Source organism: Candidatus Benthicola sp., assembly GCF_058719085.1.
In genome coordinates, this window is sequence record NZ_JBZQEK010000051.1 from 21,650 (window position 1) to 46,041 (window position 24,392).

Consider the following 24,392-nt stretch of genomic DNA (forward strand, 5'->3'; position numbering starts at 1 on the left):
GACGCATGCCTCGGGAGCGGCCCGCCGGAGGCCGTCAGTCCGCCTCGAACGGTCGGGGACGATAAGCCGCACCGCCCCAAAAGAAAAGCGTGTGCCGGGATTGCGAATGCGTGTCGGGGTGCGGACCTTGACGGACGAGAGCTCTCGAACCAGGGCCCGGAGGTCATCGATGCAGAGCCCCACGCAGGAGGCGCAGGAGAAGAAGCTGCAGGCGGTGTTCCTCGTGGCGCTCGCCCTTCTCCTGACGTTCGTCGTCTATCGCATGGTCGCGAGCTTCGTGGAGACGATCTTCCTCGCGGCCGTGTTCAGCGGGATGATGAACGGCGTGTACCGAAGGTTCGTCCGCTGGTTTGGTGGGCGGAAGGCCACCGCTTCGGCGGCGACCGTGACGTTCTTCGTACTCGTCCTGATCATTCCGCTTTCGGCTTTTCTCGGTGTGGTCGTCTCCCAGGCCGTGGAGGTGTCCACGTCCGTCGGCCCGTGGGTACAGCGTGAGATGTCGACACCGGACCGGCTGACCGATTTCCTGCACCGGTTGCCGTTCTGGAACACGATCGAGCCGTACCAGGGTCTGATTACGAGCAAGCTGGCCGAGATGGCGGGACGGGTCGGCACGTTCCTGGTCGCCTCCGTGGCGGCGGCCAGCCGCGGCACGGCGCTCTTCTTCTTTCACCTGTTCATCATGCTGTACGCGATGTTCTTCTTCCTGTTGCGCGGGAAGGAATACCTCGCGCGCATCCTGTATTACATCCCTCTGGACCCCGCGGCCGAGAACCGGCTCGTCGCGAAGTTCACCTCGGTCGCGCGGGCCACGATCAAGGGAACCCTGGTGATCGGTGTGGTTCAGGGCGGACTCGCGGGGCTGTCCTTCCTGGTCGCCGGAATCGGTGCATGGGCCTTCTGGTCCGTGATCATGATGGTGCTGTCCATCATTCCGGGGATCGGCACGATCCTGGTCTGGGTGCCGGCCGTGATCTACCTGTTCGCCACCGGGGCCACCGGGGCGGCGATCGCCGTCGGTCTGTGGTGTGCGATCGTCGTCGGATCGGTGGACAACTTGCTCCGGCCCCGGCTGGTCGGCCGGGACACTCAGATGTCGGATCTTCTTGTGCTCCTGTCCACGCTGGGCGGGATCGTCGCGTTCGGGGCGTCCGGATTCATCATCGGCCCCATCATCGCCGCGCTGTGGGTTACCGTCTGGGAGATCTACGGCGACGTCTTCTCGGGATTCCTTCCCCGGGTCGAGATGTCGCTGACCGACACCGTGGCGGATATGTCGATCGTCGTTCCGCCGGGCGCGGATCCCGCGCCGGTAGAAAGGCACCGGGCGCCGGCCCCGCCTCCGTTCGACGGGTCGGAAGAAGACCTCGATTCCGAGGATGGACGCTCCGACGCCGACTCTTCCTCCTCGGGTGAAGACACGTGACGGGCGGACCGGCGGTCGCCCGTGAGAACGGAGATGGACCCAGGGTCTCCGTCGAAAGGGCGGACGGGGACCTCGTCCTCGGCCTCGCGGGCACCTGGAAGCTCCGGGGCCGGCTGCCTGGCAGGACCGTAATCGAGGCAGCGCTCGACTCGGAGCCCCTTCCGGATTCGGTGCGGTTCGAGACCGGTGCGCTCGCAGACTGGGACAGCAGCGTCCTGGTCTTTCTGCAGGAAGCCGAGGACGCGGCGCGGGCGCGTGCCGTCCCGGTGGTCTACGACGGACTTCCACCGGGCATGCGGCGCCTGCTCGAGCTGGCGAGCGAGGTTCCGGAGAGGGGCTCGCGGGCGGAGGGACCGAAGCCTTCGTTCCTGGCGCGCATCGGAAACCTGGGAATCCGGACGTATCACGGAGCGATCGAGGATCTGCGGTTCGTCGGTGATCTCGCCCGTTCCATGTGGCGTTTCGTGACCGGACGGGCCAGCTACAGGAGATCGGATCTGCGGCTGCTCATCCAGAAGGCTGGAGCGGACGCGCTCGGCATCGCATCCCTGGTGAGCTTCCTGTTCGGGCTGATTCTCGCCTTCGTGGGGGCGGTGCAGCTCCAGCAGTTCGGTGCCGCTATCTACGTGGCGGACCTGGTCGGCGTCGGGATGGTACGGGACATGGCCGCATTCATGACGGCGATCATCGTCGCCGGCCGGAGCGGGGCCGCGTACGCCGCCCAGATCGGCACCATGAAGGTGACCGAGGAGATCGACGCGCTGCGCACGACGGGGATCTCCCCGATGGAATTCCTCGTGGTGCCACGCGTCGTGGCGCTGGTGCTCATGATGCCGCTGCTCACCGTGTATGCCGACCTGATGGGGATTCTCGGCGGCTACGTCGTGGGCACGGGACTGCTCGAGATCTCACCGCGCGCGTACCTGCAGCAGACGGTGGGCGCGGTCCACATGAGCCACTTCGTTCCCGGGGTCTTGAAGGGCACGGTCTACGGATTGCTCGTGGCGATCGCCGGCTGCAAGCAGGGGATGGAGGCGGGAGCCTCGGCCTCCGCGGTCGGAGACGCGGCCACGAGGGCCGTGGTCAAGGGCGTGGTGGCGGTCATCGTCGCCTGCGGCGTCGCACAGGTGATCTCGTATGTCTTCGGAATCTGAGCGATGAACGGTGCGATGGCCTCGATCGTAAGCAGGCCTCCGACGGACCAGATCTCCGTGCGTGACCTCACGATGGCCTACGGCGACTTCGTCGTGATGAGGGACATCAGCTTCGACGTGTCGCCGGGGGACGTCTTCGTGATCATGGGGGGGAGCGGTTGCGGAAAGAGCACGCTGATGCGCCACCTCCTGGGGATGATCGAGCCGGCCGAGGGCGGCATCTGGTATGGCGGCGAGAGCTTCACGGAGGCCCCGCCGGACGTTCGGGAGCGACAGCTTCGACGGTTCGGTGTGCTGTTTCAGGGCGGGGCGCTGTGGAGTTCGATGACGCTCGCCGAGAACATCGGCCTTCCGCTCGAGGAATACACGGATCTCTCCGCCGCCGACGTGCGTCAGGTGGCCTCCCTGAAGCTGTCGCTGGTCGGACTCCGCGGGTTCGAGGACTACTATCCCGCCGAGATCAGCGGAGGCATGCGAAAGCGTGCCGGTCTGGCGCGCGCCATGGCGCTCGACCCGGAGATCCTGTTCGTGGACGAGCCATCGGCCGGTCTCGATCCGATCAGCTCACGTCGCCTGGACGAGTTGATTCTAGAGCTGCGAGACAGCCTCGGCACGACCTTCGTGGTGGTCACGCACGAGCTGGCCAGCATCTTCACCATCGCCACGAACTCTATATTCCTGGATGCCGATTCCCGGACCGCCACGGCGTTGGGGCACCCCGCCGAGCTCCGGGACCACTCCGAGGACCCCGCGGTGCGGTCGTTCCTGCGCCGGGGAGAGGAAGAGCATGAGTAGACGCGCAAACCCGACCCTGGTGGGTGGTTTCATCCTCGGGGGGATCGCACTGGTCGTCGTCGCCGTCATCCTGCTGGGCAGCGGGAGATGGTTCCGGGACACGGTGGAGTACATCTCCTGGTTCGAGGGATCGGTGAACGGGCTGAGCGCCGGCGCACCGGTGAAGTTCATGGGCGTGACCATCGGAGAGGTCACCACGATCCGGCTCCGAACGGCGAGCGACAGGGTCCTCGGGACGCGGGAGGAATTCGAGGACTGGCAGACGAACATCCGTATACCGGTGTTCTACCAGCTGGATCGGGACCTTCTCCAGAGGGAAGGCGCGGTCGTCGATCCGGGCGATCCCGAATCGGTCCGGCTCATGATCGAGGGGGGCATGCGGGCCACCCTCGCCGTGGAGAGCATTCTCACCGGGCGAAAGTACATCGCGCTCCTCGTCGACGAGGAATCGCCGGCCCGGCTCGTCAACGATCCCAACGTCGATGCGTTCGAGATTCCCACCATCGAGACCGGGCTCGAATGGCTCGAGCGAGATGTGCAGGGGCTGATGAACAAGCTCACGAACCTCGATGTCGAGGGGCTGGTGGAGGCGATCAGCCGGGCGGCGGAAGAGATCGCGAACCTGGCGTCCGGTCGGGAGACGCGGGCGGCGCTGTCCGAGATTCCCGAGACCATGGTGCGACTGCGCGAGACCCTGGAGTCCATCGACGCGCTGACCGCCAGCGCGGACACGACGCTCGACACGCTCCGTCCGAGGATCAACCGGAGCTCGGAAGAGGTGGAGGCGGCGGCGCGGGAGCTCGACGCGACGCTCCGTAACCTGCGCGCGGTGCTGGAGCCCGGGTCACCGCTGCTCCTGAATCTCGAGCGATCCCTGGAAGAGATCGGCACCGCGGCGGCCGCGCTCGGCGAGCTGGCCGACTACCTTCAGCAGAACCCGAGCGCGTTGGTGCGCGGCAAGGACGTGGAGGGGAACTGATGAGATCCTATCGACTGATCGACGTCCTGCTCCCGGTGCTGGCGGTCGCGACGTTGGCCGGTGCCTGTTCGCTGAACCCCCGGGAAGACCCCACGCGCTACTACGTCCTCACCGACCTGGCGGAGGATCCGGGTCTCCTCGGTGGCCAACCGGCGGACGGACAGCCTGCCGGGACGGTCGGCGCGGCCGGTCCGACCGTCGGAGTTCGCATGGCATCCTTCCCGAGCTACCTGAACCGGAGCCGAATGGTCACACGGCTGACGAGCAACGAGCTCGAGTTCATGGAGACCGATCGGTGGGGGGAACCGCTCGAGAAGGCCTTTCACAAGGCTCTCGGCATGAACCTCGGCGTCCTCGTCGGGACCGAGGACGTCCTCGTCCGTCCGTGGTACTCCACCGAGCAGCCGGACTACGTCGTGCTCGTGGATGTTGTTCGGTTCGAACGGGATGCGCAGGGCGCGGCCCACCTCGTGGCGCGCTGGGAGCTGCGGGACGCCGAGGGGCAGCTCCTGGGCTCGGAAGGTTTCGATACGACGGAGCCGGGGGATCCGGCTTCGATCTCTTCGTCCGTCGAGGCGCAGAGCCGGGCCGTGGCACGGCTGAGCCGCAACATCAGCGAGGCGATCCGCGAGGCTGCCTCCTAGGACATCGTCTCCGGGCGATGTATGTTTCTGGACTGCGCTCGGAAGCATCGAACGGATACACCAGGAAGGGAATGAACGGCCTCCTGTCTGAATTGACGATTCACCGGTCCAACTGGTCGGAATACGCGGATCCATCGAGCACGCACACGGTCCGGGTGGCCGGCGTGGCCATTGGAGCGGAGCGACCCGTCGTCATCGCGGGTCCGTGCGCGGTCGAGTCCTACGAGCAGACGCTCAGCGCCGCGCGCGCGGTGGCGGCGGCCGGTGGCCGCCTCCTCCGGGGGGGAGCGTTCAAACCCCGCACCAGTCCCTACTCGTTCCAGGGTCTCGGCGCCCGGGGACTGGAGATCCTCGCGGAGGTGCGCAGCGAGACCGGACTCGGAATCGTGACGGAAGTGCAGGATCCCCGCATGGTCGAGGAAGTGGCCCGTACGGCGGACATGCTGCAGATCGGATCGCGATCGATGCAGAACTTTCCCCTGCTCGCCGAGGTTGGCCGGGCGCGCGTGCCGGTGCTGCTGAAGCGTGGTTTCTCCGCCACGCTGGAGGAGTGGCTGTGTTCGGCGGAGTACGTGGCGAGGGAGGGGAATCTCGACATCGTCCTTTGTGAGCGCGGAGTGAGGCGCGACTGGTCGTGGGATCGGGCAAGGTCCGAGTTCGACCTCGACGTGATCGCGCCGTTGCGCCAGAACACGCCGCTTCCCGTCCTCGGGGATCCATCGCACGCCACCGGCGACTGGAGGCGCGTGGAGGACGTCAGCCGCGCGGCTCTCGAGGCGGGAGCGCACGGTCTGCTGGTCGAAGTGCTCGCCCCCGGAACGGAGCGCGAAGAGCTGCGTTGCGATCCCCAGCAGGGAGTTCCGGAGGACACGCTGAGGCGAATCGTCGCTCTGGCTTCCGGGTGGACGGTGCCCCCGCTGCGGACTCGGCCAACGGCAGCCGCGGAGTTGCGGGGGTGAATCCACCGTCGTCCGCGAGCCGGACCGCGTGGACCCTGACGTTCACCGGCGCTCTGGCGACGCTGGTCTTCTTCGGCGCCTGTGACGACGGAGATCCCGTGTATGGGGTGGCCGGGGGCGGATCCACCCCGGAGGCCGAGCTGGCCATGCTCGAGATCAGCACCGGTGATCAGCAGAACGGCCGCACCTCGGAGGCATTCGACCTTCCGCTCGTGGTCCTGGCGACCGCCGACCTCGGAGTCACGGACGGAATTCAAGCGAATCCTGACGTCCAGCCCGTGCCGGGCCTGGCGATCGACTGGTCGATCACCCGCGGAGTGGCGACCCTGTCGGCGGCCGGCTCCGTCACGAACGAAGACGGTGAGGCTTCGATCACCGTCACGTCGGGACCGCTGCTCGGTGATCTCGAAGTGACCGCCGCGGTCGCGGGCGGTGCGGACACCGTGCGGTTCGACCTTCGAACCACGGTCTATCTGATCGACATCCTGATCAACCGCTTCGCGGTCCCTCTCGGTGGCGACAGCCTCGAGGTGGTGATCGGGGACACCGTGGAGTGGGTGAACCGGGACGTGCTCCAGCATGCGGTTCAGTCGACCTCCGTTCCGGCGGGAGGGTTCGAGTTCTTCAGCCCCACCCTCGATAACAGCCAGCGCTACCGCTTCGTCCCCAGGGTCGAGGGCGTGTTCGAGTACGAGGATCCCCTCAGCGATCAGCCGATTTCCCCGACCGGGAAGCTCTCCGTGGTCGGGCGCGAGGTGGGCGCCCTCACGATCGAGACGAGCACCTCGGGCAACGATCCGGACCATGCCTACGTGGTAACGGTCGATGGGACCCGGTCGTCGGCGATCGGGCCCGAGGACCGGGTCACCTTCCCGGCCCTCAGCGCGACCGCCCACGCGGTGCGACTCCGCGAGGTCGCGCCCAACTGCGTGGTCGGCGGCGAGAACCCTCGCTCGGTCACCGTGGCCGCCGGCGACACCGTCACCACGACGTTTGGTGTGACATGCGAGTAACCGGCCGTTCCGGACCCCTTCGAGTGGCTCTGCGGCTCGGGCTTGCGGCGGTTTTCTGCCTGGCGATGGCCGGGCCTCTCGTCGCGCAGGATCGGGCGGGACTCACGCTCGGAGCGTCGCTGTCCGCTCTCTACGGCGACGACATCGTGACGCGCGGCGATTCCCGGTGGGGCTTCTACGGTGGTGCGTACGGCGAGACGCAGGTGGCGGATTTCATCGCTCTCAGTCTCGGCGTCAACTACGAACAGAAGGGCGGGAAGGGCCTCTTCGGAGCCAGCCTGCTCGACTCGCAACCTCTCGAGCTGGACGTCAACTACGTCGAGCTGCCGTTCCTCATCGAACTGACGCTTCCGCTCGGTCGTCCGTGGGAGCTGATCGCGTACGGGGGCATCGCGGCGGCGTTCAACGTGTCGTGCAAGGCGGCGCTGGCGGGCGGGGAGAAGCGGTCCTGCAAGGACACTCCCCTCGGTGGACCGAAGATGGAGTGGGGGCTCCCGGCAGGGGGCGGCCTGTCCTACACGTTGGATGACGGCGAGATGATCGTGTTCGAGGCCCGGTACACCTGGGGCCTGAACGAGGTGGTCTCGGATGCGGATGTGCGGACCCGGGCCTGGTACTTCCTGATCCGCCTGGTGAAGCCTACCTGAGACCTGCGGTGTCGGTGGGGCTCATGGGTTCGAGCATCCAGTGTCTTCCAGGCGCCGGATCACCGCGTCCAGGGTCGGGCGCACGGGATCGGGCCGACGGACGGCGCCCGCTGCCGCAGGGATATCCTTCAGTCCCGACCCGGTGACGAGAAGCACGACCGATTCCCCCGCTCTCACCAGGCCGTCGGCCAGGGCACGGCGGAGACCGGCCAGTCCGGCGGCGGCTGCCGGTTCGGCGAACACGCCCGTCGTCGAGGCCAGCTCCGCGATCGCTGCCACGATCTCGTCGTCCGTCGCCGTGACGACGCCTCCGTCCGACTCCCGGATCCGACGGAGACACAATCTCGCGTTTCGCGGCGTCTCCACCACGAGGCTGTCGGCCACGCTGGCGGCTCCGTGCACCGGCCGGACGTCCTCGGCTCCCTCCCTCCATGCCCGGGCGATGGAGTCGGCCCCGGCGGGCTGCACGCCTACGAGCCGCGTCCGACCTTTCGAAAGGCCTGCGTCTCGGACGTCGGCGAGTCCCTTCGCCACCCCGGCCAGGATCACACCGTCGCCCACGGGCACCACGATGACATCCGGCAGGGATGGATTCATCGACCGGGCGATCTCGAGGGCGGCCGTCTTCTTTCCCTCGATCGTGTAGGGGTTGAGGGCCGTGTTGCGGTTGTACCACCCGAACTCGCGGCACGCGTCGAGGCAGAGCTCGAACGCCGCGTCGTATCCGCAGTCTACCGGCAGCACGCGCGCCCCGTACGACAGCATCTGGACGAGCTTGGCCTCCGGGGCGTCCGCCGGCACGAAGATGACTGTCCGCAGGCCCGACGCGGCCCCCGCCGCGGCCAGGGCGGTTCCCGCGTTGCCGGTGGACGCGGTCGCCACGGTGTCGAAGCCGAATTCCCGGGCCTTGGCGGCGACGAGGAGCGATGCCCGATCCTTGGTCGAGCCGCTCGGATTCCTCGTGTCATCCTTGATCCACAAGCTCTCGAGACCGAGGCGCTCCGCCAGATGGGGCGCGGGGATCAGAGGCGTGCCTCCCGCCGGGAAGGGCGGGAAGTTCTCGGAACTCCGAACCGGAAGGAAGCGAGCCAGGAAGCGCGGATCGGCCGGATGGAGCTCCGGCCACTCACGCGGTGCTTCCGGCACGCGGACTTCCAGCACTCCGCGCGTCGATCCGCCCGGCACCTGGAGGTCCGAGCACGTCGGGCATACCAGAAGCGCCGGGCGCTCTTCCAGGTGGAGCCCGCACTCCGTGCACGTCAGCCAGTAGCGGCTCAACTCGGCCCCTCCACGCTCTCGAGGTCCGGTCACATGACGAGCGCCATGAGCGCCTTCTGCACGTGCAGACGGTTCTCGGCCTGATCGTACACGACCGAGCGCGGCCCATCGATCACCTCGTCCGTGACCTCGCGGCCGCGATCCGCCGGCAGCGGGTGCATGTAGAGCACGTGGTCCTTGCCGAGAGCCATCGTGTCCTCGTCACAACGCCACGTCGGATAGGTTTCGATGAGGCGGGTCCCTTCGGCGGCGTCCCGGGTGTGTACCAGCGGTCCCCACGACTTGGGAATGACCGCGTCGGCATCTTCGAACGCGTCCTCGAACCGGTGGGAGATCTCGAACCGCGCGCCCGACTCGGCCGCATTGCGTCGCGCCTGTTCTTCGATCTCGGGCTGGAGCCTGAACTCGGGCGGGTACGCGAGCGTCACATCGATCCCGAACCTCGGCATCATCAGGATCAGGCTCTGTGGAACCGAGATCGGACGCACGTAGTTGGGAGCGCTCGTCCACGCCACGCCCAGCTTCAAGCCCTTCGTATCACCCAGCTTCTCCCGGATCGTCAGGTAATCGGCGAGGATCTGGCACGGGTGATAGATGTCGCACTGCATGCTCAGGACCGGAACCGAGGCGTGCTCCGCGACCTCGCGCAGGTAGGCGTTGCCCTCGCCGTAGGCGCAGTGGCGGATGGCGATCGCCTCGCCGTATCTGGACAGGACGTTGGCCGTGTCCCTGGCGTTCTCGCCGTGGCTGATCTGCATCCGGTCCGGAGACAGGTAAACGCCGTGTCCCCCCAGCTGGGTGATGCCGGTTTCGAAGGAGTTCCGGGTGCGGGTGGAAGAGTCGAAGAAGATCATGTAGAGCGTCTTGTCCTCGAGCACCCTGGTCGGAGTCCCCGCCTTTCGGTCCGCCTTGAGCCGTTCGGCGAGGCGGAAGAGCGTTTCGAGCTCCTCGACGGTCCAGTCCTGCGTAGACAGGAAGTCCCGGCCCCTCAGGCCGGCCGATTCGATCTCGTCAAGCACCGTTCACCCTCCGCTGATGTCGGGGAACAGCGGCGCCAGGATCTCCGGCATCAGGCTGTACGCCGCGGTGGCGGTCAGGAGGTCGCTCACGGCCACCTGCTCGTTCGTGGTGTGCGCCAGCTCCTCGAGCCCCGGCGCGAAGCCGGCCGACGGGATGCCGTGCCGGCCCATGGTCGCCACACCGTTGGTCGAGAACCCCCACCGGGACACTCGGGGAAGCGCACCGGTCACCTCCGCCACCGCGGCCGTGAGCCCCGTGACGAGCGGGTGCGCCTCGGGAAGCACCCAGGCGGGAAAGATCTTCTCCTGGCGGGCGCGCTCGCCGCGCCAGCTCGTCTCGTCGTATACGAGCAGCTCGACCGTCGAGTCCCCGAGGCCGGGCAGGGCACGCAGCTGGGCGAGCGCCTCGTCCGGAGTCTCTCCCGCCGTCAGGCGACGGTCCACGTACAGGCGTGCGGCGGCGGGCACGGCGTTCAGGGAGGCCGAATCACATTCCAGGTAGGAGGCGACGACCGTGCCCCGGCCGAGGAACTCGTCGGAGGGCAGCCGTTCGTTCAGCGCCTCGATGTCACGCAGCACCGGGGCCAGCTTGTAGAGCGCGTTCACGCCCTCGTCGGGGTGAGCGGCGTGGGAAGACACGCCCCGGGCGGAGATCCGGGCCTCCACCCGGCCGCGCTGGCCACGGTACACGCCGAGATTCGTGGGTTCCCCGATGATGACGAGATCGGGCCGGATGCCCTCGTTCTCGATCAGGTGGAGAAGGCAGTACCCATCGCAAGCCTCCTCCATCACGGACGCGCTCAGGTACACGGTCACCTCGTCCGGGAACCCTCGCGCCCGCGCCATGCTCATGGCGTGCGCCATGCAGGCCACCGCGGGAAGCTCGTCCACGGCGCCGCGTCCCCACACTTTCCCATCTTCGATTTTGCCGTCGTACGGGTCGTGCCTCCACGCGTCCGGATCGCCGACGCCGACGCAGTCGATGTGTCCGTCCATCAGGATCGTGAGCGGGCCGCTGCCCACACGGGCGATCACGTTGCCCAGGCGGTCGAAGCGCGCCTCCTCGAAGCCGAGCCGCTCGTACTCCTCCAGCACGCGCGCGCACCGCTCGCCTTCCTGGCCGCTCTCGGCAGGGATCGCGATCATCTCGCGCAGGAAGCGGACGATCTCTTCCTGTCTCGCGGCCGCCGCCTCGAGCGCCGACCGGCCCCGGTCACTCAAACGGGTCATCTCTCTCCTCGCACCGGCGACGGGGTCGTGTCGCTCGCCGACCACTCGACCCCGACGTCCTCGTTGAACTGCGTGATCGCCTCGTCCCACCCGGGCAGGGTGTCCTGCAGATCGGTCCAGAACGAGGGGCTCCAGAGAGCGTTCAGCTCCTCCACCGAGCGCCCCTGCTGCTCCACCCAGGTGAAGTACTTCAGGTTGTGGATCGCCTTGCGATCCGGGTAGGTGAGCTCCCGAACGTGGTCCGTGGACGCGCCCAGCAGGCACCGTTCGTAATCCGCGGCGGCCTCGACCGCTCCGTACTCGCCCCTCTCGGTCCTCAGCTCGTCCAGCCGGGTCCGGTACAGCGCCGCCGAGTCGGTGAACGAGGTGAACAGCACGTCGCGGCTGCCCAGCTCGTACCAGCGGGCCGTCTTGATCGCGGCGAGGAGGTTCGCGATCGACGAGATACCGAGCAGGGGCAGTTCGCCGACCGACCCTTCGGGCACGCCGCGCGAGACCAGGTAGTCCTGGCCGGCCGCCTCGTTGAACAGGCGGAAGATCCTGAGGGCATCCTCGTCGTCCACCGCGGTCACCAGGTCCGTCTCGCGGGCGTTGTGGATCCACGGGACGTGCTTGTCGCCGATGCCCTCGATCCGGTGGCCTCCGAATCCGGTGTGGAGAAGCGTCGGGCACTGCAGCGCTTCCGCCGCGACGATCCGGGAGCCCGGGTGGCGTGGCTTCAGGTAGTCTCCCGCACCCAGCGTGCCGGCGGAGCCCGTGGCGCTGACCCAGCCGGCGAGCCCGTCGCCGGGTCCGGCTCGTTCTTCGAAGGCGGCTTCCACCGCCGGTCCCGTGACGCCGTAGTGCCACAGGTAGTTCCCGAACTCGTCGAACTGGTTGAAGACGACGACCTCGGGGCGGCTCTTCCGGAGTTCCCAGCACGCGTCGAAGATCTCCTTGACGTTGCTCTCGCACCCGGGGGTCGCAATGATCTCGGCTCCCATGGCTTCCAGCCACTCGAAGCGCTCTCGACTCATCTCCTCCGGCAGAATGGCGACGGCCCGGCAGCCGAGCAGTGCGCTGTCGAACACTCCGCCCCGGCAGTAGTTGCCCGTCGATGGCCACACCGCCTGGTGGACGGTCGGGTCGAAGGCGCCCGTGATCAGGCGCGGCACCAGGCAGCCGAACGCCGCCCCGACCTTGTGGGCGCCGGTGGGGAAGCGCTCGCCCACGAGGCCGATGATGCGGGCGGACACACCGGACAGCGCGGACGGAATCTCCAGCGCGTTCACGGGCCCGAACCGCCCGGTGCCCGGATCGTTGTGCCACGTGATCCGGAACAGGTTGAGGGGGTGTGCCGCCTGCATGTCGATGTCGGCCAGCGCCTGCACGATGGCGGGCTCGACGGTCGAAGGGGCCCGCTGCTCGGCCAGGGTCGGAATGCGAACGCCCCGCTCCCGGCAGCGCTCCACCGCCCGCTCTCGGGCCGCCCCGTCCACGATCTTCATGGGATGCGCTCCTCTTCGGCCCGGTCGGATGGGCCCAGGTATGGCGTGTCTCCGGCGAGCGCCCGGAAACGCTCCCACAGCCCGGGAGCGAGTTTGCGCGCTTCCTGTCCAATTGCGGCCGGGTCCGGAGTGGCGTGTCTGCCCCCGTCGAGCAGCACCCGGCCTCGAGCCACGGTATGTCGCACCGGCGCCGTCGTGGCGCCATAGACCACGTGACCGGGCCAGTTGGTTCGCTCCACCGGGGTCGGGGTGGGGCAGGCCAGGGCGATCACATCGGCAGGCGCTCCCGGCGCGAGCGTTCCCAGCAGCGGTTCGTTCAGAAAGCGGCCCGCCACCCGCGCGTTGGTGGAGAGGAGATCGCCGACCGAATCCAGTCCGAGCGTCGGGTCTTTCGCGCCGCCCCGGAGGCCCAGGACCGCAAAGCGGACGGCCGACAGGATGGAGGAGGACATGCCATCCGTGCCGAGACCGACGGAGCACCCGAGATCCGCCACGCGTGCAAGATCCAGTCTTCCGACTCCGTTGTTGGCGTTGGATTCCGGATTGTGAACGATCGTCGCGCCCGCTCCGGCCACCGCCCGGTAGTCACGGTCCTCCAGGTGGATTCCGTGAGCGAGGAGCGCCCGGTCTCCGAGCAGTCCCCGCTGCTCGAGCCGCTCGATCGGCGTGACGCCGAATCGCTCCCGCGAGAACCGTTCATCCACCGGGTGCTCGGCCACGTGGACGTGTACGCCCGCGTCCGGCGGCAACCGACGGGCCACCTCGTCCAGGGTCGCATCGGACAGGGTGAAGCTCGCGTGCAGGCCGAACACGCCCCGGATCCGGGAATCCCCACGTCTCCGGGAGAGAAAGCGCAGGTTCTCTTCGATTCCGCGCTCCGCACCCTCCCGGCCGTTCCGGTCCGTCACCTCGTAGCAGAGCACGCCGCTCAGACCGGCTTCCTCCAGCGCCCCGGCGATCCGATCGAGGCTTCCCTCGATGCAGCTCGGAGACGCGTGATGATCGAACACGGTCGTGACCCCCCAGCGCACGCACTCGGCGGCCGCGAGCCGGGCCGACACCCGGACCGTGTCCGGGTCCAGGGCGCGGTCGAGCCTCCACCACAGACGGTCGAGGATCGTCGGGAAGTCCGGCATCGCCATGCCGGGATCGAGGCCGCGTGCGAGGGCCGAATAGAAGTGATGGTGGAGGTTCACCAGGCCCGGCAGGATGAGGCCATCGTCGGCGTCGAGGTAATGGGCATCGGGAAAGGCCCTGCGCAGCTCGTCTTCCCGGCCCACGGCCACGATTCGATCCTCTTCCCAGGCCACGGCGCCGCCCGGGAGCACGCTCGGATCGGCCCAACCGGTGATCACGTGACCGTTTCCGAGAATCGTCGTTCGGCTCACAGCGTCCTCCCCATCATGCGGGTGCCGCTTCGAGCCACGAGGCGCGCCTCACGCGCCGTCCGAAGCCGGCATCGCCGAAGGTCGCCCGTGACTCCCCGTGGCGGTGGAACACGCGCTGCCCCCGCACCCAGGTGGACATCACCCGGCCGACCAGACGCTTGCCCTCGAGCGGTGTGTAGCGGTTGAGACTGTGCATGTCCTCGGCCTCTACCGTCCACGCGCTCTCCTCATCGAGGACGGCCAGATCCGCATCGAAGCCGGGAGCGATCCGTCCCTTCCGACCGGCCACCCCGAAGAAGTCGGCCGGCGCCTCGCACAGGAGCTCGACCAGCCTCTGCAAGGAGATGCGGCCCGTCCGATATCCCTCGGAGTACAGGTACGGGAGCAGGTGCTCCACGCCGGGCACTCCGCCGTAGTCGGTCCATATCGACCCGGTGTGCTTCTCCGACGGCCACTGGCCGGCGGCATGGTCCGTGGCGACGTGCTGGATGTCGCCGTGGGCGACTCCCTCCCAGAGACGGTGGCGATCGGCTTCGGATTTCACCACCGGGGCCGTCTTGAGGAGCGCTCCCTGCCGGGCCAGGTCGTCTTCGGTGAACTCCAGGAAATGCGGGCAGGTCTCTCCGGACATGGGGAGCCCCTGCCGCCGTGCCTCCGCGATGAGGTCGAGAGCCCGCCCGCATCCGACGTGGACGACGTGCACCCGTGCCCCGGATCGGCGGCACGCCTCCTTCAGGGTCCTCACCGCGGCGACTTCGCCCTCCGCGGGGCGCGAAGCGGCATAGTCCAACGGGCCATCCCGGCCCTCCGCCATCAGCCGTTGGGTGAGCTTCCTCACGAGATCGCGATCCTCGGCGTGGACCCCGACCGGGATTCCGAGGCGCCCGGTCTCGTGGAGCACGCGCTCCAGCGCCGGCGCATCGAGGTCCCGGAACGTCTCCATTCCGCTGAGCAGGTAGACCTTGATCGCCCCCACTCCCTCGGCCACGATGTCTTCGAGATTCCCGATCCAGTCGGGTTCCTCCATGGCATTGGCCGACACCCCGCCCCACAGCACGTAGTCCACGTGGGCCTTCGGTTCGATCACCGACAGCTTCGCTTCGAGATGGGCCCGGGAGGTGACCGGCGGGAGAGAGGTACAGGGCATGTCCGCCACGCAGGTCACGCCTCCCGCGGCGGCGGCGCGGCTTCCCGTCTCGAACGTCTCGCGGTGTGTGAAGCCGGGGTCGTCGAAGTGAACGTGACCGTCGATCGCTCCCGGAAGCACCAGCCTGCCTTCCAGGTCGATCCACTTCTCCTCGGATTCCGTCGGTCTCTCGGACGGCCGGGTGACGGCGGCGATCGTCCCGCCCGCCATCACGATGTCCGCCGCGACCGTGTCCTCTCCCGGGTGCGGGCCGCCGGGTGCGCAGAAGGTCGGGACGCGAAGGTTCACCAGCCGGGTTCTCATGCTCACGGGGCCTCCCGACCAGCCGGATTCACCGGATTGGGCTCGGACGATCGGTAGATGGACTCCCACGCCGTTCGCATGCGCCACAGCCGCGCCGTGTCCAGGGGCTCGGCCCCGGCCTCCACCGAGCCGCCGAGGACCTCCAGCGGTTCCCACGAGAGCTCCAGCCTCACATCGTCCGTCTCGACGTATGCCCAGTTCGAGGCTTCATCGACCCCGAGGGTCAGGGTCCGACCGCCGAACCGGGCCTTCAACCCCGTCTCCGTGCCCAGGAAGCCGTCCTCCCGCGACGCCGCGAACGCGTCCTCCGTGGCGAACAGCCGCTCCTTGACCCGAAAGGGTGCGCCGTGCTCGGGACAGTACACTTCGCAATTCGAGCATTCGTTGCACGCGCCCGCGTACACGGCCAGCTGGTGCTCCTCGGTGACCGAGAAGCCCATGCCCGGCTTCAGCGACAGCGCTCCGGACTCCTGTCCGATCCGATGGGTCTCCACCGATCGCGGCGGAACGGCGTACGCGAAGATGGCGTCGTTCGGACAGGCCGAGATGCAGAGATCGCAATTGATGCAGTCGTACAGGTCGAGCTCGCTGTCGATGCGGCGCGGCGCCCGGGAGTTGGCCTCGGCGTGGTAACGCCGATCGTTTTCGAGCGCTGGCACCCGGTCCGAGCCGTTGAGCCGGCCGGCCCGGCGCGTCGCCTCGAGAACGACCTCGTCCGGGTCCAGCCCCGCGGCAGCGGCCCGCTCGCGCAGGGCCTCCGGGAGCGCATCCGGGGACGACGTGGCCATCTCGCCGAGGCCCTCGAGCTCCGATGCGGGAACATCGGCCAGCGTCTCCGAGATCGCCTCGGCCGCGTGGCCGTCCACCGCCAGGACGTAGGCCTCGCGGGAGCACACCCCCGCCCGCCGCAGCTCTCGCGTGAGACCCCTCAGGTATCCCGGGAGCCGGCCGAAGCCGCCCTGCTTGAGCAGGTCCGTGCAGGTGGTCACCGGTACCATTCCGCAGGCGACGGCCGAGGGGAAGTTCTTCACGTCGATTCCGGCGGAGAACGACACCGGGAACTCGAACTCGAGGTCCTCCCGGAACTTCTGCATGAGGTTCATCGCCAGGACATGCAGGGGCGGGCCCGACACATACATCCACGGGTCCGCCTGAGTGGGGAACAGGCCGGGATCGTTCCGAACCACGAGGGTGTTGGTGAACTTCGCCCCGATCATCGAGCCGCGTGCCACGGCGACGCGCCGCAGGCGGCGCATGATCTCGAGGCCATCCTCGTACTGGAGATCCGCGTCGAAGGCCTCCCGCCTCAGATCCAGGTGGTGGTAGCCGAGCCGGTCGTGCAGGAGCCGCTTCACCTCGTCGTAGCCGAGCAGCGTCGGGTTGAGCTTGATGATCACGTGAAAGCCCATCTCCTCGAGGAGGTATCGGGCGATCGACTCGATCTGGTCCGCCGGGCAGCCGTGGAAGGTGGAGAGGGTGACGCAGTCCGAAAGGGGGCGGGGGGGCGACAGCTCCCGGTAGGCCTCCAGCTCTCCGGTCAGCTCCGCCCGGAGCTCGTCGTACACCGAATCCGGTTCCTTCATGCTCCGCAGGAACCCGGTCACTCGAGCGCTGCGAATGCCCTCGAGATCGTATCCGACGCTGATGTCGAACACCGTGTCCAGACCGTGGGGACCGGGAAGCCGGCCGAACGCGCGGGTGGCCTTGAGAATCTCGATCAGGTAGGCGGCCTTGGCGTACTCCAGGAGCGACTCGCCTACCCTGAGCTCCTGCGACCATTCGACGTTGTACCCGATGTTGGGCACGTGGATGCAGGGCCGGGGGATGTCCAGCCGGTCGTTCACCTGCACCGTCTTGAGCTCGAGGATGCGGCTCCCCGCCAGCCACGCGAGGACGATGTTCTGCGCCATCTGCGTGTGGGGCCCGGCGGCGGGCCCCACGGGCGTCGAGGCCCGGCGGGAGAAATGGACGGCGGAGAGATCGAAGTCCGGGTCCGGAACCCACCACTTCCGGTATGGCAGATCGAAGACGGCCCCGGCGGTTTCCGCCTCGCGCATCATCCGCCGTGCCAGGTCGGCGAAGGGGATCGGGGACAGGTGCGCCATCAGACCGGGCTCACGGGTCCAGGGGCGTCAGGTCGGAAGCGGTGAACGAGTACTCCTCGTCGGCGATCTGCTCCGAGATGTCCACCACGGCCGAGGTCGGGTAACCGAGCGCCGGATCGTAGGTCGCTTCGAACCGGGCGGGGCCCTGTGAGAGGTCGTTGGCGAGGCGATCGAGGAGCTCGTCCACCGTCGCGTACAGGTCCCACGTATCCGGCTCGGCCGGCGCATCCGAATCCAGCAGAAACACGTCGGTGACCTGCCCGTCTTCCACCCGGACACGCGCCGTTTCCAGCACCTGGGGCGGGCAGAAGCAGGAGAGGCGATAGCGGTACTCGTACCGCGCGATCCCCGCGGATTCCCACCGCGCACGCGCGGCGCCCAGCGTGGCCGCCTCCGGGCTGACCGGGTCATCGCCGCACCCCGCGACCAGGAGGGTGAGACCGAGCGTCGCCGCGGCCGCGACTCGGCGAACGCCGCTACGGTGGATCACGACGGGACCTCCCTCCTGGATTTCGGGACGGACGGGCGAGCCGCCGGGACGTCCGTCATCGGAAGGCGGAATCGGCGCTTCCCGTCGTAGGCGTGAAGCGCCCCCGCCACCGCACCGGCCGTCGGAACCAGGCCGATCTCGCCTACCCCCTTCGATCCGTACCCCCCCACGGCATCGGGCACCTCGACCAGGATGACCTCGATCTCGGGCGTGTCCTTCGCCTTCAAGATGCCGAGGTCCCGGAGCAGCAGCGAGTCCGGCACGCCGTCCGAGCAGGGAAAGTCCTCCGAGAGCGCGTATCCCAGCCCCATGTGTACGGCGCCCTCGATCTGTCCGGCACACAGCACCGGGTTGATGGCCCGGCCGACGTCGTGGGCCGCCACGACTCGCTCGAGACGCCCCTCATCGTCCAGGATCACCACCTGGGTGGCGTAGCTGAACGTCATGTGCGTGACCGGGTCGGCCACCGCGGCTCCCGGCTTCGTCGTGAAGTCGCACACGTACTCGCCCGGGTACTCGCGGCCGGTGAGTTCCCTCAGGCGGGTCTCGACGTCTCCGCCGCCGTCCAGGTCGACCTTCAGCTTCTCGGCTGCCAGCCGGCTGGCGGCCGTAAGAAGGGCGGTGGCGCGGGAAGCCGTCGTCATTCCGCACACCACCCTCGGGTCGCTCGCCGTACGCACGTCCACGAGGTGCGCCGGCACTCCGGTCTCCCCTTCGATCACCTGCCGGAGCACCGTGAACAGACCCTGGCCCATCTCGGTGTAGCCCGTGAGGATCTCCAGCCGGCCGTCGGCCTTCACCCGCAGGAGGACCCGGCCGGAGTCGTCCTGGCCGTTGCCGATCCCCGTGTTCTTGATGCCGCAGCCGATGCCCGCGTAACGGGCCTCCTTGTACGCGGATCGCACCGCCTCGAGGGTCTGCCGGATCCCGCAGCTTCCGTCCATCACCTGACCGGTTGCGAAGCGGTCCCCGGGCCCCAGGAGGTTGCGCTCCCGGATGTCGTATCCATCCAGTCCGGCCTCTTCCGCCAGGAGGTCCATGATCCCCTCGATGGCGAAGGACGCCTGGTTGGCTCCGAACCCGCGCATGGCCCCGCAGGGCGGGTTGTTCGTGTAGACGGTCTTCGCTTCGACGTCCACCGCCGGCACCCGATACGGACCGCAGGAGTGCCCCGCCGCGCGCTCCATCACCTTCATGCCCACGGACGCGTACGCTCCGGTGTCTCCGATGATGCGTGCTCGGACGGCGGTGAGCCGGCCTTCCGGGTCCGCTCCGACCTGATAGGTGAGGGTGATCGGGTGGCGCTTCGGGTGCATCCGCATCGATTGCTCCCGCGTGAGCACCGTATGGACGGGCCGGGCCGTGAGGTGGGCAGCGAGCGCCGTCTGCGCCTGGATGGAGAGGTCCTCCTTTCCGCCGAACGCCCCACCGTTGCTGACCAGCTCGACCTCGACCCGCTCCCGGGAGAATCCGAGGACCGAGGCGATCTGTGCCTGGTCATCGTGAACGCCCTGGCCCTGCGTGTACACCTTGAGCTCGGCGGGCGCCCCCGGTCCGCTGGGACTGTTCGCGGCCTCGGGGACCGCCAGGCAGGCCTCGGGCTCGAGGAAGGCGTGCTCGATGCGCTGCGTCACGAAGGTGCGTTCCACCACGTGGGCCGAGGCGGCGAGCGCGCCCTCGACGTCTCCCCGGGAGAAGGAGCACACCTCCAGCAGGTTCCCTCCTTCGTGTACTGCAGGCGCCCCGGGCTCGATCGCACGCTCCGGGTCGGTCACCGGGTCCAGCACCTCGTAGCGGGTCGCCGCTTCGAGCCGCTCGGCTGCGGCGAGCGCGTGACGGCGGGTGTCCGCGACGACGAGGGCCAGCACGTCGCCGACGTATCGGGTGACCTCGCCTTCCGCCACGAACACCGGCCAGTCCGGGCGGATGAGCCCGACGTGACGCTCCCCGGGCACGTCCGCGGCGGTCAGCACACGGACCACGCCGGGCATGTCCAGCGCGGGCTGGACGTCGAGTTCGAGTACGCGCGCCCGGGGGTGCGGGCTCAGGGCCACGGCCCCGTGCAACATTCCCTCGAGCCGCATGTCGGCGATGTACGGCTTGCAGCCGAGCGTGTGCTCCTCGCCCCGATACCGTGGATCGCTCGCGCCCACTCCGCGGGCGGTCTCCGGCGACGTCCGGCCGAGCCCGCGGGCGCCCCCGAAGAGGTCCGATCGGCGGGGAGACGAATTCGAAGGGAGCGCTCCCGATTCCCACGCCTCCGAGGCCGTCCGCACCGCGTCGACGATTCTCTGGTATCCCGTGCAACGGCAGAGGTGACCCGACAGGGCCTTGCGGATCTCGGCCTCGTCCACGTCCGGCTTCCGATCGAGGAGCGATACGACCCGGGCCGCGATCCCGGGCGTGCAGTACCCGCACTGCAGCCCGCCTTCGCGCACGAAAGCCTCGGCGAGCAGGCGACGCCTGTCCTCGGGAATTCCCTCCAGGGTGGTGACCTCGCGACCCTCGACCGAGCCCGGCTTTCGAAGACAGCTCAACACGGCCCTGCCATCGACGAGGATCGTGCAGCAGCCGCAGGCTCCCTGCGGTGCGCAGCCGTCCTTCGGCGAGGTGATGCCGCACTCCTCCCGCAGCACCTCGAGGAGGGTGGACCCGGGAACGAACTCGACCTGCCGGGGCACTCCGTTCAGCGAAAAGTGGACTGCGGGCATGAATTCCACCGGCTCAGGTGAAGAAGGGGCACTCGTCCCGCAGCCGCCAGTAGAGGATGCGGGAGAGGACTTCGGAACGATACCACGCCGTGGATCGTACGTCGTCGATCGGCGACACGTCGGCGGTGATCGCCGGGGCCAGATCCGCCGGACGCGAGATCGGCCTCTCCTCGGCGAGCAGCGCCTCGACGGCTCGGCACCGGACCACGGTCGGCGCCACGCTGTTCGCGACCACCCGCCACTCGCCCTCTCGGCGTGTGACGGCGACGCCCACCTTGGTGATCGCCTGAGCGGACCGGGACCCCACCTTCTCGAACCACTCGAAGTCGTAACTCCGCCGGGGCAGGTGGATCGTGGTGAGCAGCTCGTCCTCGGCCAGGCGCATCTTCTTGTAACCGACGTAGAACTCGTCGAGCGGTATGCGGCTCGACCGCTCGAGCGAGCGCACTTCCACCGAGGCGTCGTACGCCATCAGGACCGGGACCCCGTCGGCGGCGGGCGACGCGTTGACCACGTTGCCGCCCCAGGTGCCCCGGGCCTGGACCTGGACGGCTCCCACCAGCCGGGCGGCCCGGACCAGGAGCGGGAAGGCGGCCGCGATCTCCGGATCGCCGATCACTTCCCAGTAGGTGCTGCCCGCCCCGAGCGCGAGCTCATCCTCCGTCCACTGCCGGGCGCGGAGCTCGGTGACCGCCGACAGGTCCAGCCAGTCCCGGTCCTCCGTAAGCGTGCGCTGCGGCCAGTGGACGCAAAGGTCGGTGCCTCCCGCGATCGGCACGGCTTCCGGGTGCTTCGCCCGCGTCTCCAGGGCCTCGTCGAGCGTCTCCGGTCGGTAGACCTTCATTCCCCGTCTCCCGCGCTCTCGTCCGGGTCCGCCGCCACCCATGTCTCGACGCCCTCGATGATCCCGTCGTAGCCGGTGCATCGGCAGAGGTTTCCAGCCATCAACTCCCGAGCCGTGTGGGTGCGCAGCAGCCCGGGATTGCGCACGATCCACCAGGCCGTCATGACCACACCGGGTGTGCACGCGCCACATTGGGTGGCGCCGCTCGCGAGAAGGGGCTCGAGCGCCGTCTCGGGCACCGCCTCGACGGTCTCCACGTGATGATCCATCGCCTGCCAGGCGGGGACCAGACACGAGTTCACAGGGATTCCGTCCATCAGCACGGTGCACGCACCGCACTCGCCTTCGCCGCAACCCTCTTTCGTGCCCGTGAGACCCGCCGCGGTGCGGATGGCATCGAGAAGCCGATCCTCCGGCCGCACCCGGAGGGTCACGACGTCTCCGTTCAACCGGAGCCGCACCTCCATGCAAGGCGATTCGTTCACGGAACGGTCTCCCCGGTCGGCGAAGATCCACAGGCCAGCGCCAGCAACCGTTCCGGAGTGAGCGGAATGGCCTCAGGATCCACCCCGAGCGCCACCGCGACCGCGTTCGCGATCGCCGGGGCGACGCCGTCGAACGGCAACTCTCCGATCCCCTTGGCGCCTCCTGCGCCATGCGGATACGGCGCTTCCAGGAACTCCACACGGATCGGTGGGACGTCCGCGGAGGTGGGGATGATATAGTTGGTCAGCTGCCCGTTTTCCATCGCCCCGTCTCGCCACACGCAGTCCTCGAGCAGCGCCCAGCCCAGGGCCTGTACCACCCCGCCCTGTATCTGTCCCCGCGCCAGGGTCTCGTTGAGCACCCGACCCACCTCCTGGACGGCCACGAAGTCCCGCACCCTCACCGCGAGCGTCCGAAGATCGACCTCCACGTCGGCCACGTAGCTGCCCCACGCGTACGCTCCGTAGGCGTCACCCCGGTACGTCTCGTCGTCCCAGTGAATGTGCGCCGGCGGCTGGTATCGCGCCTTTCCGAGCAGCGTCGCGTCCGGATTCGTCTCGTGCCACGAGCGGATCGCCCGGGGGACGTCCATCACGTCCCGTTCCCGCCCGGCCGCGAGCTTCCGCTTCAGGTCGTCACACGCCTCCTCCAACAGACCGCCGACCACCATGACGGTTCGCGAGGCGACCGTAGGACCGCTGTTCGGCACGATCGAGGTGTCGGCCGGGGCGATGACGATCGCCTCTTCGGACACTCCGAGACGATCGCGGACCAGCTGGGTGAACACGGTCAGGGTGCCCTGGCCCATCTCGACGTTCGCCGTGCGGGCCTCCACGCGCCCGTCCGGCAATCCGGCCACGTGGACCTCGGAGTCGAGAAATACCTCTCCCGACCCCGTGAAGCCGGCGCCGTGGAAGAAGGTCGAGAGCCCGATGCCGCGCCGGGTCGTCTCGCTCGCGGCGTTGAAGGCGTCGTGAGCGCTCCGTCGCTCGTGAAACCCGGAGACGTCCAGCGCCCGGTCCAGCACTTCGATCCGATCCGCCCCGTCCTCGATCACCTGTCCCGTCGCGGTCCGGTCGCCCTCGCGGAGCAGATTGATCCGTCGGATCTCCACCGGATCGAGCCCGAGCGTCGCGGCGATGCGGTCCATGTGCCGCTCGCAGGCGAACTGGCTCTGCGGCGCACCGAAGCCACGAAACGCCCCGAACGGAGGGGTATTCGTGAACACCGCACGGCCATCGATCCTCACGTGTTCGCAGGCGTACGGCCCCGCGGCGTGAATGATCGAGCGGCTGAGCACCACGGGGGAGAGCGTCACGTAGGCGCCTCCGTCGAGCACGACCTCGATCTGCTGCGCCAGCAGCCGGCCGTCTCCGTCCACGCCCGTTCGGTGCGTGACCCGCGAGGGGTGGCGCTTCGTGGTGACCGCCATGTCCTCCGCGCGGTCGTAGATCAGCTTCACCGGGCGGCCCGCCTTCAGGGCCAGCAGCGCCGCGTGCAGCGCGATTCCGGAGGGAAATTCCTCCTTGCCGCCGAAGCCGCCGCCGGTCGGCGCCTGGATGATCCGTACCGACTCCGCGGCCCGTCCGAGCGCGTGCTCGAAGGCATCCACGATGTAATAGGGGCACTGCATCGACCCGACGACCGTGATCACGCCCCCGTCCTCCCATGCCAGCATGCCCTGCGTCTCGAGGTACAGGTGCTCCTGGGCTCCGGTCTCGTACGTTCCCTCGACCACGAAGGGTGACGATGCGAGCGCCTCGTCGACATTTCCCTTGTCGATCCGGAGTCGCTTCAGGACGTTGTCGTCCCCGTACTGGACCTGATCGGGCTCGGGCGGGCGCCGAAAATCCAGCGCGGGGGGCTCTTCGTCGATTCGGAGCCGGACGGCCGAGACGGCCCTTCGCACGGCGGAGCGGGACGGGTGGGCGAGGAGCAGGACGGGCTCGTGGATGTGTCGGACCCGGTCTTCGGCCAGGACCGGCTGGTCCTCCTCGATGAGGAAGATCGAATTGGAGCCCGGAATGTCGCGATGATCCACGATCGTGAACCCGGACCAGTCCACCGAGTCGTCGAAGCGGATCTCGCGGATGCGGCCGCGGGGGACGGGGCTCCGCACCGTGGCCCCCCACAGAGCACCGTCGGCGGGCAGGTCGTCGACGTATCGTTCCCGACCGGTGAGCTTGGAGAGGCCTTCGACGCGTCTCACGTCCGTCCGCCTGTCCGGGTTGCGTAGGCGCGGCACCGCCGCGCGGCGAGCATGTTAAGTGTGTGCGCTGCAAGGCCG

Annotated in this window: 20 protein-coding genes; 8 read left to right on the forward strand and 12 right to left on the reverse strand. The window is 68.5% G+C overall.

What is annotated here, in order from left to right; translation table 11 throughout:
- The first annotated feature begins 169 nt into the window (after window positions 1-169).
- From AC36XV_RS03590 to AC36XV_RS03625, 8 genes are all read left to right on the forward strand, one after another.
- Window positions 170-1,426 carry an AI-2E family transporter gene (locus tag AC36XV_RS03590; RefSeq protein WP_492202304.1) on the forward strand — a complete coding sequence of 419 codons (1,257 nt, stop codon included), beginning with the start codon at window positions 170-172 and terminating at the stop codon, window positions 1,424-1,426.
- Complete coding sequence (locus tag AC36XV_RS03595; protein ID WP_492202305.1) at window positions 1,423-2,580, forward strand: MlaE family ABC transporter permease; 1,158 nt, start codon at window positions 1,423-1,425, stop codon at window positions 2,578-2,580. Before AC36XV_RS03590 ends, AC36XV_RS03595 begins: the two co-directional genes overlap by 4 nt.
- 3 nt (window positions 2,581-2,583) lie before the next feature.
- Window positions 2,584-3,375 carry an ABC transporter ATP-binding protein gene (locus AC36XV_RS03600; RefSeq protein WP_492202306.1) on the forward strand — a complete coding sequence of 264 codons (792 nt, stop codon included), beginning with the start codon at window positions 2,584-2,586 and terminating at the stop codon, window positions 3,373-3,375.
- A complete protein-coding gene (locus AC36XV_RS03605) occupies window positions 3,368-4,354 on the forward strand; it encodes an MlaD family protein (RefSeq protein WP_492202307.1) in 987 nt (328 codons plus the stop codon). The genes AC36XV_RS03600 and AC36XV_RS03605 overlap by 8 nt, the downstream gene beginning before the upstream one ends.
- A complete protein-coding gene (locus tag AC36XV_RS03610; protein WP_492202308.1) occupies window positions 4,354-4,998 on the forward strand; it encodes a PqiC family protein in 645 nt (214 codons plus the stop codon). The genes AC36XV_RS03605 and AC36XV_RS03610 overlap by 1 nt, the downstream gene beginning before the upstream one ends.
- A gap of 71 nt (window positions 4,999-5,069) precedes the next feature.
- Window positions 5,070-5,957: a 3-deoxy-7-phosphoheptulonate synthase gene (aroF, locus tag AC36XV_RS03615; protein WP_492202309.1), complete on the forward strand. Its 888-nt coding sequence runs from the start codon at window positions 5,070-5,072 to the stop codon at window positions 5,955-5,957.
- Window positions 5,954-6,970: an Ig-like domain-containing protein gene (locus tag AC36XV_RS03620; RefSeq protein ID WP_492202310.1), complete on the forward strand. Its 1,017-nt coding sequence runs from the start codon at window positions 5,954-5,956 to the stop codon at window positions 6,968-6,970. The genes aroF and AC36XV_RS03620 overlap by 4 nt, the downstream gene beginning before the upstream one ends.
- A 23-nt stretch (window positions 6,971-6,993) precedes the next feature.
- Window positions 6,994-7,617, forward strand: a complete 624-nt coding sequence (locus AC36XV_RS03625) for a porin family protein (RefSeq protein ID WP_492202311.1) — start codon at window positions 6,994-6,996, stop codon at window positions 7,615-7,617.
- Between the two features lie 21 nt (window positions 7,618-7,638).
- Here the strand turns inward: AC36XV_RS03625 and thrC are convergent, their stop codons facing one another.
- Genes thrC through AC36XV_RS03685 form a run of 12 tightly spaced genes read right to left on the reverse strand, consistent with a single transcriptional unit; the run spans window position 7,639 to window position 24,314 of the window.
- Window positions 7,639-8,895 (reverse strand): threonine synthase, encoded by a 1,257-nt coding sequence (gene thrC / locus AC36XV_RS03630; protein ID WP_492202312.1) that lies wholly within the window; start codon window positions 8,893-8,895, stop codon window positions 7,639-7,641.
- Window positions 8,896-8,924: 29 nt separating this feature from the next.
- Window positions 8,925-9,914, reverse strand: coding sequence for an ornithine carbamoyltransferase (locus tag AC36XV_RS03635; protein WP_492202313.1), 990 nt, complete (start codon window positions 9,912-9,914; stop codon window positions 8,925-8,927).
- Window positions 9,915-9,917: 3 nt separating this feature from the next.
- Window positions 9,918-11,144: a YgeY family selenium metabolism-linked hydrolase gene (locus tag AC36XV_RS03640; protein ID WP_492202314.1), complete on the reverse strand. Its 1,227-nt coding sequence runs from the start codon at window positions 11,142-11,144 to the stop codon at window positions 9,918-9,920.
- Complete coding sequence (locus tag AC36XV_RS03645; protein WP_492202315.1) at window positions 11,141-12,631, reverse strand: pyridoxal-phosphate dependent enzyme; 1,491 nt, start codon at window positions 12,629-12,631, stop codon at window positions 11,141-11,143. Before AC36XV_RS03645 ends, AC36XV_RS03640 begins: the two co-directional genes overlap by 4 nt.
- Window positions 12,628-14,019: an amidohydrolase family protein gene (locus AC36XV_RS03650; protein ID WP_492202316.1), complete on the reverse strand. Its 1,392-nt coding sequence runs from the start codon at window positions 14,017-14,019 to the stop codon at window positions 12,628-12,630. The genes AC36XV_RS03645 and AC36XV_RS03650 overlap by 4 nt, the downstream gene beginning before the upstream one ends.
- Window positions 14,020-14,032: 13 nt before the next feature.
- On the reverse strand, window positions 14,033-15,469 hold the full coding sequence (gene allB / locus AC36XV_RS03655; protein ID WP_492202342.1) for an allantoinase AllB: 1,437 nt from the start codon (window positions 15,467-15,469) through the stop codon (window positions 14,033-14,035).
- A gap of 2 nt (window positions 15,470-15,471) precedes the next feature.
- The gene (locus tag AC36XV_RS03660) at window positions 15,472-17,574 is read right to left on the reverse strand and encodes a 4Fe-4S binding protein (RefSeq protein ID WP_492202317.1); all 2,103 of its coding nucleotides are present in this window, start codon (window positions 17,572-17,574) and stop codon (window positions 15,472-15,474) included.
- A 10-nt stretch (window positions 17,575-17,584) separates the two neighbouring features.
- Window positions 17,585-18,064 carry a DUF6174 domain-containing protein gene (locus AC36XV_RS03665; protein WP_492202318.1) on the reverse strand — a complete coding sequence of 160 codons (480 nt, stop codon included), beginning with the start codon at window positions 18,062-18,064 and terminating at the stop codon, window positions 17,585-17,587.
- Window positions 18,061-20,775, reverse strand: coding sequence for a selenium-dependent xanthine dehydrogenase (xdh, locus tag AC36XV_RS03670; protein ID WP_492202319.1), 2,715 nt, complete (start codon window positions 20,773-20,775; stop codon window positions 18,061-18,063). Before xdh ends, AC36XV_RS03665 begins: the two co-directional genes overlap by 4 nt.
- Before the next feature lie 13 nt (window positions 20,776-20,788).
- The gene (locus tag AC36XV_RS03675) at window positions 20,789-21,619 is read right to left on the reverse strand and encodes an FAD binding domain-containing protein (protein ID WP_492202320.1); all 831 of its coding nucleotides are present in this window, start codon (window positions 21,617-21,619) and stop codon (window positions 20,789-20,791) included.
- Complete coding sequence (locus AC36XV_RS03680; protein ID WP_492202321.1) at window positions 21,616-22,104, reverse strand: (2Fe-2S)-binding protein; 489 nt, start codon at window positions 22,102-22,104, stop codon at window positions 21,616-21,618. The genes AC36XV_RS03675 and AC36XV_RS03680 overlap by 4 nt, the downstream gene beginning before the upstream one ends.
- Window positions 22,101-24,314: a xanthine dehydrogenase family protein molybdopterin-binding subunit gene (locus tag AC36XV_RS03685; RefSeq protein WP_492202322.1), complete on the reverse strand. Its 2,214-nt coding sequence runs from the start codon at window positions 24,312-24,314 to the stop codon at window positions 22,101-22,103. The genes AC36XV_RS03680 and AC36XV_RS03685 overlap by 4 nt, the downstream gene beginning before the upstream one ends.
- Window positions 24,315-24,392 lie beyond the last annotated feature (78 nt).